Source organism: Pseudoduganella sp. jia 9 (assembly GCF_055502615.1).
In genome coordinates, this window is the sequence record NZ_JBUPWE010000007.1 from 271,568 (window position 1) to 286,791 (window position 15,224).

The window sequence follows — 15,224 nt, forward strand, 5'->3', positions numbered from 1 at the left end:
CCCGGGATCGACCCGCCTTCCCGATATCACTCATGTGCAAGCGATGACTGCCCCCTCTTCCGATCTGATCTACCGCCTGCTGGTGCAGAGCGTGGTCGACTACGCGATCTACCTGCTCGATACCGACGGCAATGTCGTCAACTGGAACGCCGGCGCCGAACGCGCCAAGGGCTACAGGGCGGAGGAAATCGTCGGGCGCAATTTCGCGGTGTTCTACAGCGAAGCGGACCGCGCCGCGGGGCTGCCGCAGAAGGCGCTGGCCACCGCCCGCGCCGAATCGCGCTTCGAGGCCGAAGGCTGGCGCCTGCGCAAGGATGGCACGCGGTTCTGGACCAACGTGGTGATCGATGCGATCCATGACGACGACGGCAAGCTGGTCGGCTTTGCCAAGATCACGCGCGACATCACCGAACGCCACCAGCAGCAGCTGAAACTGGTCGAGGCCAAGGAGCTGGCCGAGCAGTACAGCCAGCAGATGGCTTCCCTGTCGCATTTCCTCGATTCGGTGATCACCAATATCCCCGGCAGCGTACTGGCGCTGGACGTGAGCCCGCACCCGCAAGCGGAACCCGGCGAAATCCTGCTGGCCAATGGCCAGGCGCGACGCCTGTTCGCCCCCGGCGGCGCCGACATCAAGGGCCGCCGCGTGCGCGACTGCCTGGGCGCCGAGGTGGCCGACTATCTCGAGGGCCTGGCGGCGGCATCGGCAAGCGGCGCGGCGCTGCCGGACGACAGCCTGGTGCAAACCCCGATCGGCTCGCGCACGCTGCGTACCCGTACCGCGGTGGGCGCCCGGCCCGATGGCACGGGCGACTACCTGCTGGTCATCACCGAGGACGTTACCGACGAACTGGCGGCCTATGCGCAGATCCACCACATGGCGCAGCACGACGGCCTGACCAACCTGCCCAACCGCACCTTCTTCCACCAGCGCCTGGAAGCGGCGATCCGCGACAGCGCGCAGGACGGCAGCCACGCGGCGATCCTGTGCCTGGACCTGGACAATTTCAAGAACATCAACGATGCGTTCGGCCATGGCTTCGGCGACAAGATCCTGCTGATGCTGGCCTCCCGCCTGAAGAAATGCGTGCGCGAGCACGATACGCTGGCGCGCCTGGGCGGCGACGAATTCGCCGTCGTGCTGCCGCATGTCGGCCGCGTCGACGAGGCGCAGCATGCGGCGCAGCGGCTGATCGACGCGGTGGCGCCGCCCTTCGCGATCGACGGCCACAGTTTCACGGTGGGCCTGTCGATCGGCATCGCGATCTCGTCGCAGGAGGGCAGCAGCGCCGAGCAGTTGCTGCGCTTCGGCGACATGGCCCTGTACGAAGCCAAGCACAATGGCCGCAACCGCTACGAACTGTTCCACCCCGATCTCGAAGCGGCATCGCGCGTGCGGCGGCAGGTGGAAATCGACCTGCGCCGCGCGCTGCACCGCGGCGAACTGCAGATGCACTACCAGCCGATCATTGAAAAAGAAGGCTGCCGCATTTGCGGCTACGAGGCGCTGATCCGCTGGCAGCATCCCGTCAAGGGCGCGATCCCGCCGATGGAGTTCATCCCGATCGCCGAGGAAACCGGGCTGATTCACGAACTGGGCGCGCGTGCCCTGAACCTGGCCTGCCAGGAAGCGGCAACATGGACGAACGGCGCGACCGTCGCGGTGAACCTGTCGCCGGTGCAGTTCAAGAACAGCGAGCTGGTGAAATCGGTCGCGCTGGCGCTCGAGGACGCGGGCCTGCCGCCGCACCGGCTGGAGCTGGAAATCACCGAATCCGTGCTGCTTGCCAATACCGAGGGCAATATCCGCACGCTGCAGGCGTTGAAGGACCTGGGCGTGCGCATTTCGCTGGACGACTTCGGCACCGGCTACTCGTCGCTGAGCTACCTGCGCTCCTTCCCGTTCGACAAGATCAAGATCGACAAGTCATTCGTGCGCGACATGGGCGAAAGCCGCGAAGCGATGGCGATCATCCGCGCCATCACCGGTCTCTCCAGCAGCCTGCTGATCGAGATCACCGCCGAAGGCGTGGAGACCGAAGAGCAGTTCCGGCAACTGCAGCTGGAAGGCTGTTCGCATTTCCAGGGCTACCTGTTCGGACGACCGGTGGCCGCCGAGGACCGGGTCGAGGACGTGGAGCGGCGCGACGCTGCCTGAGCCGGCCTGCGCCACAACCGGGCACGCGCACCACACTGGTGCGCGGCCCGCATTGCGGAATCAGTACGTCTTGTAAGGCAGGAATTTGCCGGACATCGTGATGCTGACGCGGTCGCCGGCCGGATCCGGTTCGCGCTGCATGTCCATCCGGAAGTCGATCGCCGACATGATGCCGTCGCCGAATTCCTCGTGGATCAGCGCCTTGAACGTCGTGCCGTACACGCTGACCAGTTCATAAAAGCGGTAGATCAGCGGGTCGGTCGGCACCGCCGTCGGCAGCGAGCCGCGGTACGGCACCTGCTGCAGCACCAGCACCGCCTCTTCCGGCAGGCCGAATACCTCGCCGACGATGGCGGCCTGGCGCGCATCGAACGTCATCTGGCCCAGGCAGCCGGCCGTCACCCATTCCTTCGACAGCCCGACCCGGGCCGCGACGTCGCACCATTTGATGTCCTTGCGGATCTTGGCGGTCATGATCATTTCGGTGACGTCGGTACGTTGCATGAAGCGGTCCTTTCGGTGTTGGATAAGTAAAGGGCAACGGCGCCATGCGCCATTGCCTCTACGTGTCCAGCATGAAGCGTGCCACTGCAGCGAGGTCCCCGGCCCAGTCCCTGCGCCTACAGCTTGCCGAAGATAAGGGTCCAGCGGTGGCCGGTGCGCCGCGCCAGCTCGTCCAGGAACCCGGCGGACATGTCGGGCCATTGCCAGAACACCAGGCCAAGGGTGCCGAGCAGCAGGTCGTCATGCTCCCATTCCGTCACGCACTCGGCGCGGCCGCACTGCTCGCACTGCAGTTCGCCAGCGCCGCCCTTGTACCATTCGCCGCCAGCCTGGTTGTAGGCATCGATGTCGCGCTCCGCCGCGCAGTGCGGGCAGCGCGCCGGGCCGAAATTGCCCTGCGCATTGTAGAAAGCCTGCCGCGTCGTGTAGACCTGCACGCCGTTGGGGGAGTGCAGCGCAAATTCGGCATGGTCGCGTTCCCGTTCGCCGTCATCGATTCCGCCGCAGGCACGCATGTAATGCGGGCCGGGTGGATAACCCGGGTCGACATAGCAGCAATTGGTCAGCCGGTGCTCGATGATTTCCTGCTCGACCAGCCAGGCCACGATGCATTCGCCGAGGTGCCTTGCCTCTGCCGGTGTCACCTTGCCGCGGGCGACCAGGCTGTGCGTGTAAGTGCCCATGTCACGCCGCCTTGCGTTCCCACGGCAATTCCAGGTCGAAGCTGTAGCCGCACAGGTGCAGCGGCGCACCGGCGTACGGGAACTGCGCCAGCTGGTCGGTTTCCTGCAGCAGCACGCCCAGTTCGCGGCTGGCGAACGTGCCCGCGGCGATGGTCTCGAATTCGGCCTGGTACTGTTCCAGGTCGCGCCGGAACTCGCCTTCCTCGTCCTCCATCTGCGCCAGCTCCAGCGTGTTCAGCAGATAGTTGGCATACGCATTCTGTTCGATGAACGTGATCCAGTCATCCACCACCGGCGCGGCAAGATCGCCGAGGAAGGCCTTCAGGCCCGGCGCGCGGCGCCGCAGGCTGGCCAGCGCCCTGTCGCGCGACGTCAGCAGGATCGGCACGTCGCTGTACAGTTTCAGGTCTTCCGGCTCGAACAGGCCGAACCACAGCAAGGGGATCGCATAGTTGCGCTCCACCAGCGCGTGCATCGCCACGTCGTCATCCTCGAAGAAGTTTTCGTTCAGGCCTGTCAGGTAAACACGGTTCGCCATGATTGTTTCTCCTGCTGGCTGCCGGCCAGTGCGGGTGCGAAGGCATCGAAGGCGCGCCGGCGCTTGTGCCGGCGCAAATCCATGCAATATTGGCATCAAAAAAATGGCACGGCAAGCAATTACGTGTCTCGTAAATGATAATCATTCGTGTTATCATTTTCAGTTGACGCTTGCAAAACCGTACCATCCCATCCAATAACCATATCGACATGAGCCACTCTTCAGCTTCCGCCCGCCGCCTCGCCCACCTTACACTGCGCGCCACTGCCGCCGCCATCCTCGGTGCCCTGCCCGCCTGGCACGCGCAGGCACAGACCACGCAGCAGGAACCGCCGGCCACCATGGCGGAAATCGAAGTCAAGGCCGACAAGGATGCGACCACGGAGCACAGCGGCTCCTACACGACGACCGGGCCGGTCGCCAGCGGCACGCGCCTGGACCTGACGCCGCGCGAGACGCCGCAGTCGCTGTCGGTCGTCACGCGCGAACGCATGGAGGAACAGGGCCTGCAGACGCTGGCCGAAACGATGCAGCAGGTGACAGGCATCTACGTGAACTACAACGACACCGAGCGCGTGAACTACAACGCGCGCGGCTACGCGGTCAACAACTTCCAGGTGGACGGCATGCTGAACCTGTTCGGCAGCTCGCTGAAGGCGAATGGCGACAACGTGGTGTACGACCGCATCGAAGTGGTACGCGGCGCCACCGGGCTGACCACCGGTGCCGGCGATCCTTCGGCCACCATCAACCAGGTGCGCAAGCGGCCGACCCGCGAGTTCCAGGCCAATGCCGCGCTGCGCATCGGCACCTACGACCTGCGCCGCGCCGAACTCGACGTCGGCGGCCCGCTGGCGTTCGACGGCAGGCTGCGCGGCCGCTTCGTCGTCGCGAAGCAGAAAGCCGAATCGTTCCGCCCCATGTACGAACAGGACCTCGGTGCGCTGTACGGCATCCTCGAAGCGGACCTGGGCCCGGCCACCACGGTGGCGGTAGGCTACGAGCGGCAGAAATCCGATCCGCGCGGCTCCACCTGGGGCACCGTGCCGTACTGGAACGCCGACGGTTCGCTGGCCAACCTGCCGTCCGACCTGAACCTGTCGACGCCGTGGAGCTCGTGGAACATGGACGAAAAGAAAACCTTCGCCACGCTGGAACACCGCATCAACGCCGACTGGCGCGTGCGCGCCGGCTGGACGAAGGCCGACCGCGTGCAGGACGGCAGCCTGTACTTCGGCTACGGCGGCTACCCGCGCGCCGACGGCAGCGGCATCACAGTTGCCTATAACCGCTTCCCCGTCGACGAAACGATGGACGTGCTGGAAGTGAACGTGGACGGCAAGTTCGACCTGTTCGGCCGCCGCCACGACGTGGTATTCGGCTGGGGCAAGGCGGATCGCGAGACGGTCTCCGGCCGCGTCACGCTCGGCGCAATGCCCGACGGGTATGACAGGATCCCGAACTGGCAGACGTGGACCGGCAACGTGCCGCAGTTCCCGGCCACGATCGAACCGGTCCCCAACAGCATCGGCAGCGTCGACCAGAAGGCAGCGTTCATCGCTACCCGCCTGAACCTGACGGACGAACTGAAAGCGGTGGTCGGCATGCGCCATGGCGACTACACGACGACAACGCGCAACTTCAGCGCGGCGGGCGCCAGCACCGGCACCACCGGCTACTCGCTGAACGCCATCAACACCCCGTACGTGGGACTGCTGTACGACCTGAACCGGGACTGGACCGTGTACACCGCGTACACCAGCATCTTCCAGCCGCAGAACCTGCGCGACCGGAACAACGACTTCCTCGAACCGGTCGACGGCGACAACATCGAGGCCGGCATCAAGGCAGAACTGTTCGACCGGCGCGTGAACTTCTCGGCCGCCGTCTTCAAGAGCCAGAAGGACAACGTGGGCGAAATCGACGACAGCGTGCCGCCGAACTCCCTGCCCGGCGCCGTGCAGGCCTACCGCTCGACCGGCAAGGGCAACAAGGTCGACGGCTTCGAGGTCGAGGCCTCCGGCCAGGTCCTGCGCGACTGGAACCTGTCCGCCGGCTACAGCCATACCCGCTCGCGCGATGCGCGCGGCAACCCGATCAACACCGTGGTGCCGCGCAACCTGCTGAAGGTATTCACCACCTACCGCTTCGGCGCGGAGCGGCGCTACACGGTGGGCGGCGGCGTGAACTGGCAGAGCAATCTCTGGAACACGGCGGCACGCCCCACCGGCGCGTTCAACGCCAACGGCGCCCCCGTCACGGCCCCGTCACGCATCTCGCAGGGCTCGATCTGGCTGGCCAGCCTGATGGCCAGCTACCGCATCAACGATCATTTCACCGCCAGCGTCAACGTCAACAACCTGTTCGACAAGACGTACTACAACCGCGTGGGCTTCTACAACGGCCTGCATTACGCCGAGCCGCGCACGGCGTCGGCGACGCTGCGGGCGGTGTTCTGACGCTCCTGTCCCGGCCCGCCACTGCCGGCAGCTGCGATCAGGGATTGACCACCACCACGCGGCCGTTCAGCGGCTGCACGGGACGGGCGTTCATCCGGTACAGCTTGCGAAACGCCGCCAGCTGCACGGGCGAGACTTCCACCGGCTGCTTCAGGATATGCCAGCGCACGCCTTCGCTGCAGGGCGGCGTCGTCAACGAACCGGTGTACCCGTAGTAGCCCCGCCGCGTGGCGATGGCCACCCATCATCGTGCTGGGCTGCCCCGCTCCGTTTGGGATGCCTGGCCGCCAGCGGATGGCGCGGTCCGACAAGCAAGCATCAGCCGGTCCACGCGATCATGCGATAAATTGCATACATAAATTGTATGCAATTAACGTTAGTCGGCACCTATAACGAAGTCACGGGAGAAGATACGGCAGGTGTCGGGCGGGCGGTATCGGTATCAGTGTCCGGACGATGCGGGCTCGATGCTTGCGCATGACCCGAGCGGTCTCGCTTTTCACGGCCGGTCTAAACCTATCTAAACGTATCGAAAAGCATCTAATTCGCTCTCGTTCCGATAACCCGGCATCGAATAGTGTCTAAAATTTCCCCGCCTAGGTCTATTTCGATCTATCTCAACCCAGGGGAAGTCTAGAACAACCTACTCGCAGCATGGCGGTCCAATCTTTTATACCCGTTTAGAAAGGACTGGATCATGGAATATGAAGCGAAACGCCCGGTGTACCTTCCCGTCGTCGATCTCCTACAACTGGAACTCCTATTAGGCGATACCCGCCCAGGTGTGGAGCCCGAAGCGTTCCTGAGGGAATTGCTGAGAAGCTGGATGGCAGCGGAAACCGCGCCCCAGGGATCGCACATAGATGGCCCGGCATTGCGCGGTTTCCAATGGAAAACTCTGTTCCTGCCGGATGGGACGATCCTGCGTACCACGCACGGCGAAAACGTTGAGTTCGCCAAGGTGAGCGGCGACCGTATCGTTTCGGAGGATGGCGGCACGTTGACGCCATCGCTCTTCGCCAATCGCCGAGCGAAGGGACGCAATGCATGGCGCTTCATCTGGCTACGCTTTCCTGGCGGCGAAGCATGGATCCGGGCCGACGACTGCCGGGCACGCTTTGATGGACACTCTCTAGAACAGTCTAAATAGGAATCGGAACAGTCTAAAACGGCCTCGAATGCCCATGCTGGACAGTTTATTTCGGTGCGATTACCGCCGGAAAAAGCCGATTCTGGTCTAAAGTTTCACGCGCAGCGCCGATTCTGGACTCCATCAGACCATTCAAGCTCGTTTTAGGACGATTTAGACCGGCCGGCGAAAAGGGTACCGTGTATCCGCACCGCACCACTACTCCAGCACCCGGTTCCTCGTCTCCGCATCCACGCACAGGATGGCCACCGCGCCGGCCAGCAGGAACCCCGCCAGCATCGCCAGCGCCAGCGTGAAGTGCGTGGTCATCACCGGCGCCACGATGGCCGGCGCGAACAGGCCGCCGAAGCGGGCCACGGCGCCGGCCGTGCCCATGCCGCTGGCGCGCAGGTCGGTCGGATAGACCTCGGGCGTGAACGCATACAGCGCGCCCCAGGTGCCCAGCAGCGCAAAACTCATCAGCAGCGTCGCGCCGACCACGACCGGCATCGAACTGCCCACGCTGTAGCCCATGCAGCCGATGGCGGACAGCACCAGGAAGCCCACCAGCGTGGGCTTGCGTCCCCAGCGTTCCACGCCGTAGGCCGCGAGCGCGAAACCGGGCAGCTGCACCAGCGCGAGCAGGATCAGGAATTCCTGGCCGCGCATGAAACCGAACCCCTGCGCGCCCAGCTTCACCGGCAGATAGACGAACACGCCGTAATACGCGATCGAGATGAGTCCCCATGCGATGAACAGCGCAATGCTGCGGCGGCGCAGCTGCGGGGAGAACAGCGCGGACAGCGGATGCCGGCCCGCCGCCTCCGGCAGCAGCGGCGGGATCGGGCCGCTACGGCCGTTCGCCGCGGCCACGCGCTCGAGCACCTTGCGCGCCGCTTCCGGCTGGCCGCTGCGGTTCAGGTACATCGGCGATTCGGGAATGTACAGGCGCAGCACCACGCCGACCAGGGCGGGAATGCCGGTGACGAGGAAGATCACGCGCCATGCATCGTTGCCCCAGCTCGCGGCGAACAGCGCCAGGACCGCGAGCAGGATCGTGCCGACCGCCCAGAACGATTCGAGCCATACCAGCCAGCGGCCGCGCCGGTCGCTTGGCAGGAATTCGGCCATCATCGTGTAGTCGACCGGCAGCGTGCCGCCCACGCCGATGCCGGTCAGGAAGCGCAGCGCCAGCAGCCAGGTGAAATCCGGCGCGAACGCCGAGGCCACGCCGCAGCACGCATCGATCACGACGGCCGCCATCAGTACCGGGCGGCGGCCGATACGGTCCGCCAGCCGGCCGAACGCGAATGCGCCGACCAGCATGCCGACAAAGAAGAAGGTGCCGGTCTGCAGCGCCTGCGGCATGGCGATGCCGAACGTCTTCGCGATGGACGGGGCACTGAAACCGATCGACAGCACCTGCATCGCGTCGGCCATCCAGACCAGCCCGAAAATGACGAACAGGCGGTACTGGAACTTGCCGACGCCAGCGGCCAGGATGCCCTGTTCGACGGTAGCGGATGAAGCGGACATGGATCTCCCCGATGGTTCGTGGCGGACTTGCACCGCCGGATGCGCGATTGCGATGATCGAACGGACAATATTACCCGGTAACTTGTGATAAGTGACTTACAATACTTTCACGACCAGTACGGTCGTGCCGAACAAGACCTGTAAATCTCCAAGCCCCATGTCCCATGCCCCCTGCCCCTGCCGCTCCCGTACCCATCTACAATGACCTGAGCTGGCTTTCCGGCGGTGGCGAAATGGGTGCCCTGATCCGCTCGATGGACTGGTCGACAACGCCTTTGGGGCCGCTGGAAAGCTGGCCGCAAAGCCTGCGTACCTCGGTCAGCCTGTGCCTGTCGTCCACCTTCCCGATCCTGGTGGCATGGGGGCCGGACGATATCCAGATCTACAACGACGCCTACCGTCCCATCTGCGGCGACCTGCATCCGCGCGCGATGGGTGGCGCGTTCAAGGAGGTCTGGGCCAGCGCCCTGCCCGTGGTCGGCGATGCCTTCGAGCGCGCCCACCACGGCGAGGGTGTGTACATCCGCGACCAGCGCATGTTCCTCGACCGCGTCGGCTACCTCGAGGAAGCGTTCATGACGTTTTCGTTCTCGCCGATCCGCGATGAAACGGGCGCCGTGGGCGGCATCTTCCACCCGATCTCGGAAGCCACGCCGGCGGTGCTGAACGCGCGCCGCACCCACGTCCTGCGCGACCTGAACGCCGCCATCGCCGATGCGCGGGCAATCGGCGACATCGCCCACGACATCGAGGCGCAGTACCAGGGCATGGCGCTCGACCTGCCGTTCGTGCTGCTGTACCAGATCGATGCGCACAGCGGCAAGCTGCTGCTGCGCGGCGCGGCCGGCACCGCCGGGCATGCCCACATGGCACCGCCCATCGCCGCGGCGGACGATGCGCTGTGGCCGTTCGCCCGCGCAGCCGCGGCGCGCACGCCGCAGCAGGTGCACGGCCTGCGCGCGCGGTTCGCCGGCGGCCGGTGCGGGCCCTACGAAATCGCGCCGGATGCGGCGCTGGTGCTGCCGGTCACGGTGCCCGGCCAGGCCGAGCTGTACGGCTTCGTGGTGGCCGGCGTCAGCGCCGCGCGCGCGCTCGACGAGGACTACCTGCACTTCTACGAACTGCTCGGCGCCACGGTCAACACGGCCGTCGGCAATGTCGTCGCCTATGAAAAGGAGCAGCGCCGCGCCGAGGAACTGGCCGAGATCGACCGTGCCAAGACCGCATTCTTCTCCAACGTCTCGCATGAATTCCGAACGCCGCTCACGCTGATCCTGGGACCGCTGGCCGATGCGCTGGCGGACCAGCGCGAGCCGCTGCCGCCGGCGCAGCGCCAGCGCATCGACGTCACGCACCGCAATGCCCTGCGGCTGCTGAAACTGGTGAATTCGCTGCTGGATTTCTCGCGCATCGAAGCGGGCCGCGCACTGGCCACCTACGCACCGCTCGACCTGGCGCGGCTGACCACCGACCTGGCCGGCGTGTTCGAGTCGGCAATGGAGAAAGGCGGGCTGCAATACCACCTCGACATCGAGGACCTGGGGCAGCCGGTCTACGTCGACCGCGACATGTGGGAAAAGATCGTCTTCAACCTGCTGTCGAACGCCTTCAAGTTCACCTTGCAGGGGGCGGTCATCGTCAGCCTGTACCGCCATGCCGGCATGGCGCGGCTGTCCGTGCGCGACACCGGCAGCGGCATTCCGGAAGCCGAACTGCCGCGCGTGTTCGAACGCTTCCACCGCATCGAAGGCACGGCGGGCCGCACCTTCGAGGGCACCGGCATCGGCCTGGCGCTGATCCAGGAACTGGTACGCCTGCATGGCGGCACGATCGCCGTGCACAGCGAGCCGGGCAACGGCACCCGCTTCGACGTCGACATCCCGTTCGGCCATGCGCACCTGCCCGAAGAGCGCATCGACCACCGCGGCCAGGAAACCGCGGCCGACCTGCCCGGCGCCGGCGACGACGCGCGCCGCATGGGCGCCGCTTCCTTCGTCGAAGAAGCGTTGCGCTGGCTGCCGGACGAGCCCGAGCCGCCGCGCCCGCTGGCCGGCGCTTCCGGCGCCGGCGCGCCGGAACAGTCCGCGGCGCCCCTGCCGCGCATCCTGATCGCCGACGACAACAACGACATGCGCGCCTACCTGAAGGCGCTGCTCGAATGCCATGCCGAAGTCACGGTGTGCGCCGATGGCGAAGCCGCCTTCGCGCTGGCGCTGCGCGACCGGCCCGACCTGCTGCTGAGCGATGTGATGATGCCCCGGCTCGACGGATTCGGCCTGCTGGCCCGCATCCGCGCCAGCGAGGCGCTGCGCCACCTGCCGGTGATCCTGCTGTCGGCGCGGGCCGGCCAGGAAGCCAAGGTGGAAGGCCTGCAGGCCGGTGCCGACGACTACCTGGTCAAGCCGTTCGCCGCCGGCGAGCTGCTGGCGCGCGTGCAGCGCCAGCTGGACCAGGCGCGCGAACGGCGCGAACGCCATGCCGAGATGGCCCAGCGCGAAACCTATTTCCGCTCGCTGGTCGACATGGCGCCGGTAATGCTGTGGACCACCGCGCCGGACGGCCAGTGCACCTACCTGAGCCGGCGCTGGTACGAATACACCGGCCGTTCGCCCGAGCAGGACCTGGGCATGGGCTGGCTGGAGAACGTGCATCCCGACGATCTCGCGCACGCGCGCGACATCTTCCTGGCGGCCAATGCCGACCACGTGCCGTTCTCGTTCGACTACCGGCTGCGCCGCCACGATGGCACGTACCGCTGGTTCATCGACGCGGGCATGCCGCGCTTCGACGAAGCGGGCGTGCCGAACGGTTTCGTTGGCACCGTCGTCGACGTCGATGCCCGCGCCCATGCCGAGCGCGAACTGCAGCGGCTGGCCGACGAGCTGACCGCCAAGAACCACATGCAGAGCGAATTCCTGTTCACGCTGGCGCACGAACTGCGCAATCCGCTGGCGCCGATCCGCACCGGCCTGGAACTGATGCGGGCAGGCCCCGCCGGGGTGGACACCGAACGGGTGCAGGGCATGATGCGGCGCCAGGTCACGCACATGGTGCGGCTGGTCGACGACCTGCTCGACATGGCGCGCCTGTCCGAAGGCAAGGTGGAACTGCGCCGCGAAGCGGTGCTGCTCGACCGGCTGGTCGGCGATGCGCTGGAGATCAGCGCGCCGCTGGTCGATGCCGGCCGCCACCGCCTCACGCTCGACCTGCCGCCCGCGCCGGTCACGCTGTTCGTCGACCGCCACCGCATCGCCCAGGTATTGAGCAATCTCCTCAACAACGCGGCCAAGTACACGCCGCCGGGCGGCCATATCGACGTCGCCGCCCGGGTTGGCGAGCGCGACATCGTCATCGCGGTATCGGACAACGGCATCGGCATCGATGCCGCCATGCTGGCCGCCGTGTTCGACATGTATGCCCAGGTGAAGCAGCACCACGAACTCGCGCAGGGCGGACTGGGCGTCGGCCTGAACCTCGTCAGGCGCCTCGTCGAACTGCATGGCGGCACGGTGGCCGCGCAAAGCGCCGGCGCGGGCCAGGGCAGCCGCTTCACGGTGACCCTGCCGCTGCCGGCCAGCGGCACTGCCATGCCTTCCACCGGCGAATCGCCGGCAGGCGATGCGGCCACGTCGGCCGGCAAGCGCGCCGCGTTGCGCGTGCTGGTGGTCGACGACAACGTGGATGCCGCGCAGATGCTGGCGGCGCTGGTGGAAATGCGCGGCCACGCCGTGTGGATGGCGCATACCGGAAAGGACGCACTGGCCATCGCGGCGCGCGAGCGGCCGCAACTCGTGCTGCTCGACATCGGCCTGCCCGACCGCAGCGGCTACGAGGTCGCCCCGGACCTGCGCCGCATCGATGGCATGGCCGGCGCAAAGCTGGTGGCGCTGACCGGCTGGGGCACGGAACAGGACCGGCAGCGCTCGCGCGACGCCGGCCTCGATGCGCACCTCACCAAGCCGGTCGACCTGGGCGGCATCGACGCGCTGCTGAAGGAAGCGGCGGCACGCCAGGCCGGACCGGCCGCTTCATAAGCCGCTTCATAAGCCGCTTCGTCAGCCGCTTCGTCAGCCGCTTCATCAGCCGCTTCATAAGCCGACCTGCATGCCCGCCCGCTGCCGCAGCTTCAACTGGGCCTGTCGATGGCCGTGATCCCGGACACCGCCTACCCGTCAGGCTTCATCTTCGATGGCCAGGACGTGGGCGGCAGGCGCCTGCTGTATTCGCCGAAGCGGAAGGTCACCGCGTCGGCCGACTACAGCTGGGACCTGCCGGGCGAGCATGAACCGCGCCCGGGCGGCGACCTGGTGTACAAGAGCCGCGTGCGCTACTGCTACTCCATCGACGACAACTAACCTGGACAGGTGCTCTTTCGACAGTCGATCGCACGGTCGTGGTGATCCGCGCGAACAGCAGCCGGAATCGCACTTGTACTATGATCGCGCCATGGCTGCCAACTCTACATTGCACGGCGACAGGGATATCCTGCGTGGCGAAATCTATTGGGTGGCGCCTGAAGAAGATCGCGGCGCTGTTCCCCCAATCGCGCACCCTTACGTCGTTGTTCAAGACGATGTGTTCAACGCTTCACGAATCGACACCGTGGTCGTATGCGGGATCACCTCCAATATGAAGCGCATATCGGAGCCTGGCACAGTTCTGCTCGACGAGCATGAGGGCGGCCTGAGCAGACGCAGTATCGTGCTGGCATCACAGATTTCATGCGTCGGCAAGATAATGCTGGGAGCACGAATCGGCATGCTCGGTGGCGACCGCGTCGAGCAGATTCTCGCAGCACTCAGGTTCGTGAACAGGACCCAGCAAGCTCGCTGCTGACCATGGCAGATGCTGCCGTAGATGAGCGGCCGAGATCGGCCAAGAGCTGCCGTTCAGGGGGGCATTTCGACGGGCGTCAGACAGGAAAATGCATGACGAAACGCGCACCGCCCGTCGGAGAATCGCTGGCGGCGATCGTGCCGCCATGCAAGGTCATCGCTTTGGCCGCAATGGCCAGGCCTAGCCCGAAACCGCCGGTCGTGCGATCGCGACTTCGATCCAGGCGGTAGAACGGTTCGAAAATCCTGTCGCGTTCGGCCGCCGGAATGCCGGGGCCGTCGTCATCGATCACGATGTCGATTCCGTCGCCGACTTCCACCGCGCTTAGCCTTACCTGCCGTTCCGCATACTTGGCGGCGTTGCGCAGAACGTTGCCGACGGCGCGGTCGATCAGCCTGGCGTCCGCTTCAATGGCGGCCAGCAGGGGCGGCAAATCGAGCTCGAGTTGCTTGGCACCCAGTTCATGCCGGGCTGCCGAAGCACAATCGGAAAGCAGCGCGATGAGATCGACCGGGCTTCGCATCAGGGCCTGGGGCTGATCGAGCCGGCCAAGCTGGAGCAATTCGTTGACGAGCTCGTTAAGCTGCGCCAGGTCGCCCTGCATCAATCGGATACGCGACGAAATTCCATCGCCGCCGGTCTGCTTGAGCAGCATCTCGAAACCGAAATCGAGCCGTGTGATCGGCGTGCGAAGCTCGTGCGACACCGAGTGGACTAGCTCCTTCTGGGTGCGCAGCAGGCTTTCGATGCGCGTCGCCATGTCGTTTATGCATTCCGCCAGCGGATACACCGGCGAGCGCTTCGCGATCGCCGCTCGGGCGGCAAGCTGTCCCTCGCCGAACGACCGCGCCGTCTTCGACAGGGAATCGAGTTCCTTCCACAGGTGGCGCGCCCAGAGGGCCATTGGAAGCATCATCAGCAAGGCCAGCGACGTATAGCCGATCGTCACCATCATCGGAACTTGCTTCGGCCCCACCGGATCGAAGCGGATCACGTCGTCTGTCATAGGTTCGCCCGGCGCCGGCGGACGGTGGGCCGGTCCGAAATATGCCTCGGGCGAGCTGTTGGCGACCCATTCGCCGTGCTGCAGCCGCGCAATTTTTTCCTGCGACAGATGCGCCTGCGCTTCTTTCATAGGTATTAGGGAGACACGAATGAAGTGCCGGCGCGTGTAATCATCGAAGCGGGCCAGCCACTCCGAAGGCGGTGCCGAGTCAAGGTATTTTCCGAGCAGGAAAATCTCACCCGACGCACGGTCCAGGGCATAGCGTTCCATTTCGGAGGAAAAATGCTGTCGCACTGAATGAGCGACGATGTAGCCGAACACGACCAAGGCGATCGCGGTGAGGAAATAAATACGAAAAAGGATGCGCAACATGCC

At 65.6% G+C, this 15,224-nt stretch carries 11 protein-coding genes and 1 pseudogene; 6 read left to right on the forward strand and 6 right to left on the reverse strand.

Translation table 11 applies throughout. The features are described from left to right. Window positions 1-43 precede the first annotated feature (43 nt). Entirely contained in the window at window positions 44-2,158 is a 2,115-nt protein-coding gene (locus ACY34H_RS10900; protein ID WP_464977512.1) for a sensor domain-containing protein, read from the forward strand. Between the two features lie 60 nt (window positions 2,159-2,218). Here ACY34H_RS10900 and cynS read toward each other — a convergent pair whose 3' ends face one another. The 3 genes from cynS to ACY34H_RS10915 all read right to left on the reverse strand — a co-directional run bounded on the left by cynS (window position 2,219) and on the right by ACY34H_RS10915 (window position 3,883). After that, window positions 2,219-2,662, reverse strand: a complete 444-nt coding sequence (gene cynS, locus ACY34H_RS10905; RefSeq protein ID WP_464977513.1) for a cyanase — start codon at window positions 2,660-2,662, stop codon at window positions 2,219-2,221. Window positions 2,663-2,778: 116 nt separating this feature from the next. Next, on the reverse strand, window positions 2,779-3,345 hold the full coding sequence (locus ACY34H_RS10910; RefSeq protein WP_464977514.1) for a hypothetical protein: 567 nt from the start codon (window positions 3,343-3,345) through the stop codon (window positions 2,779-2,781). 1 nt (window position 3,346) lies between these two features. After that, entirely contained in the window at window positions 3,347-3,883 is a 537-nt protein-coding gene (locus ACY34H_RS10915) for a hypothetical protein (RefSeq protein ID WP_464977515.1), read from the reverse strand. 209 nt (window positions 3,884-4,092) lie between these two features. Between ACY34H_RS10915 and ACY34H_RS10920 the strand changes: the two genes are divergently transcribed. Beyond that, complete coding sequence (locus ACY34H_RS10920) at window positions 4,093-6,342, forward strand: TonB-dependent siderophore receptor (RefSeq protein WP_464977516.1); 2,250 nt, start codon at window positions 4,093-4,095, stop codon at window positions 6,340-6,342. 37 nt (window positions 6,343-6,379) lie between these two features. Here ACY34H_RS10920 and ACY34H_RS10925 read toward each other — a convergent pair. Next, window positions 6,380-6,553: pseudogene (locus tag ACY34H_RS10925) on the reverse strand (carbonic anhydrase family protein); the annotation flags it as partial. Window positions 6,554-7,039: 486 nt separating this feature from the next. Here ACY34H_RS10925 and ACY34H_RS10930 point away from each other — a divergent pair. Further along, entirely contained in the window at window positions 7,040-7,492 is a 453-nt protein-coding gene (locus ACY34H_RS10930; RefSeq protein ID WP_464977517.1) for a hypothetical protein, read from the forward strand. A 198-nt stretch (window positions 7,493-7,690) separates the two neighbouring features. Here ACY34H_RS10930 and ACY34H_RS10935 read toward each other — a convergent pair whose 3' ends face one another. After that, window positions 7,691-9,007 (reverse strand): MFS transporter, encoded by a 1,317-nt coding sequence (locus tag ACY34H_RS10935; protein ID WP_464977518.1) that lies wholly within the window; start codon window positions 9,005-9,007, stop codon window positions 7,691-7,693. Window positions 9,008-9,240: 233 nt separating this feature from the next. Here ACY34H_RS10935 and ACY34H_RS10940 point away from each other — a divergent pair, with 233 nt between their 5' ends. From ACY34H_RS10940 to ACY34H_RS10950, 3 genes are all read left to right on the forward strand, one after another. Next, entirely contained in the window at window positions 9,241-13,041 is a 3,801-nt protein-coding gene (locus ACY34H_RS10940) for an ATP-binding protein (protein ID WP_464977519.1), read from the forward strand. 108 nt (window positions 13,042-13,149) lie between these two features. Then, window positions 13,150-13,362: a hypothetical protein gene (locus ACY34H_RS10945; protein ID WP_464977520.1), complete on the forward strand. Its 213-nt coding sequence runs from the start codon at window positions 13,150-13,152 to the stop codon at window positions 13,360-13,362. Between the two features lie 91 nt (window positions 13,363-13,453). Continuing rightward, a complete protein-coding gene (locus ACY34H_RS10950) occupies window positions 13,454-13,843 on the forward strand; it encodes a type II toxin-antitoxin system PemK/MazF family toxin (protein ID WP_464977521.1) in 390 nt (129 codons plus the stop codon). 76 nt (window positions 13,844-13,919) lie between these two features. On the opposite strand, the gene ACY34H_RS10955 is transcribed toward ACY34H_RS10950, so the two are convergent. Then, the gene (locus ACY34H_RS10955; protein ID WP_464977522.1) at window positions 13,920-15,221 is read right to left on the reverse strand and encodes an ATP-binding protein; all 1,302 of its coding nucleotides are present in this window, start codon (window positions 15,219-15,221) and stop codon (window positions 13,920-13,922) included. Window positions 15,222-15,224 lie beyond the last annotated feature (3 nt).

Excerpts from the sequence above, each read along its gene's own strand:
- ACY34H_RS10910 (WP_464977514.1), bottom strand. The coding sequence starts at position 3,345 with ATGGGCACTTACACGCACAGCCTGGTCGCCCGCGGCAAGGTGACACCG.
- ACY34H_RS10935 (WP_464977518.1), bottom strand. The coding sequence starts at position 9,007 with ATGTCCGCTTCATCCGCTACCGTCGAACAGGGCATCCTGGCCGCTGGC.
- cynS (WP_464977513.1), bottom strand. The coding sequence starts at position 2,662 with ATGCAACGTACCGACGTCACCGAAATGATCATGACCGCCAAGATCCGC.
- ACY34H_RS10955 (WP_464977522.1), bottom strand. The coding sequence starts at position 15,221 with ATGTTGCGCATCCTTTTTCGTATTTATTTCCTCACCGCGATCGCCTTG.
- ACY34H_RS10940 (WP_464977519.1), top strand. The coding sequence starts at position 9,241 with ATGGGTGCCCTGATCCGCTCGATGGACTGGTCGACAACGCCTTTGGGG.
- ACY34H_RS10920 (WP_464977516.1), top strand. The coding sequence starts at position 4,093 with ATGAGCCACTCTTCAGCTTCCGCCCGCCGCCTCGCCCACCTTACACTG.
- ACY34H_RS10950 (WP_464977521.1), top strand. The coding sequence starts at position 13,454 with ATGGCTGCCAACTCTACATTGCACGGCGACAGGGATATCCTGCGTGGC.
- ACY34H_RS10945 (WP_464977520.1), top strand. The coding sequence starts at position 13,150 with ATGGCCGTGATCCCGGACACCGCCTACCCGTCAGGCTTCATCTTCGAT.
- ACY34H_RS10915 (WP_464977515.1), bottom strand. The coding sequence starts at position 3,883 with ATGGCGAACCGTGTTTACCTGACAGGCCTGAACGAAAACTTCTTCGAG.
- ACY34H_RS10930 (WP_464977517.1), top strand. The coding sequence starts at position 7,040 with ATGGAATATGAAGCGAAACGCCCGGTGTACCTTCCCGTCGTCGATCTC.
- ACY34H_RS10900 (WP_464977512.1), top strand. The coding sequence starts at position 44 with ATGACTGCCCCCTCTTCCGATCTGATCTACCGCCTGCTGGTGCAGAGC.